Consider the following 897-nt stretch of genomic DNA (forward strand, 5'->3'; position numbering starts at 1 on the left):
ACCACCGATCCGGCGTCGCCGTTGGTGAACTCGCCGATGGGGACGGTCAACGTCGCGGGGGAACCGCGCAGCCCCCAGCCGAGGCGGGCCAGGTCCCACACGTGGTCGCCGCGGTCAACGGTCAGGGCGTCGGCCACGGCGCGCGGCACCGCGTACCAGCGCCACGGATTGAGCCACACCGCCGGGCGGCCTGCGGCCTGCAGCAGCGCGGCCACAAACTGCCGCTGATTGACCATGCGGTCCAGGTCCGCTCGTGGGGTGGCGCGCGTCCTGACGTATCCAAGGGCGTTGCGGCCGTTGACTTTCTGGCAACCGGCGGGCAGGTCGATCCCGGCCAAGGGGTCGTTGAGCGGCGTCGTCGGACATATCGTCACCCCGCCGAGTGCGTCGACCACCCCGGCGAATCCGCCGAATCCGATTTCGGCGTAGTGGTCGAGGCGCAGCCCGGTGGCCTCCTCCACGGTCTGCGCCAGCAGGGATGCCCCGCCCAAGGAGAAGGCGGCGTTGATCTTGTCCTTGCCGTGGCCGGGGATCGGGACGTAGGAATCGCGCGGTATCGACACCAGCGTCACCCGCCCGCCGGACCACAACTCTGGCAGGTGCACCAGCAGGATGGTGTCGGTGCGGCTGCTGCCGATGTCGCCGCCGGTCGCCAGGTCCTCCTGCTGTTCGGGGCTGAGTCCTTGGCGGCTGTCCGAGCCCACCAGCAACCAGTTGGTGCCGCGGCCGGGCCCGGGTCGTCCGGGGTAGTCGGTGAGAATCTCGTCGCGGTGCAGCCGGCTGTCGAACCAGACGGCCCCACAGACGACGGCGATCCCGGCCAGCAGCGAGCCGATCACCAGGATCGACGCCAGCGACCGGACCCACCGGCGCCAGCCGCGCCGGCGCCGCGGGGGC

1 protein-coding gene is annotated in these 897 nt (G+C 71.6%); it reads right to left on the reverse strand.

The window, feature by feature from the left end; translation table 11 throughout:
* A partial coding sequence (locus A5704_RS18975; RefSeq protein ID WP_231969180.1) for an LCP family protein occupies positions 1-897 on the reverse strand: 897 nt, incomplete at both ends.

This window comes from Mycobacterium sp. E735, from assembly GCF_001666955.1.
Classification (GTDB): Bacteria; Actinomycetota; Actinomycetes; order Mycobacteriales; family Mycobacteriaceae; genus Mycobacterium.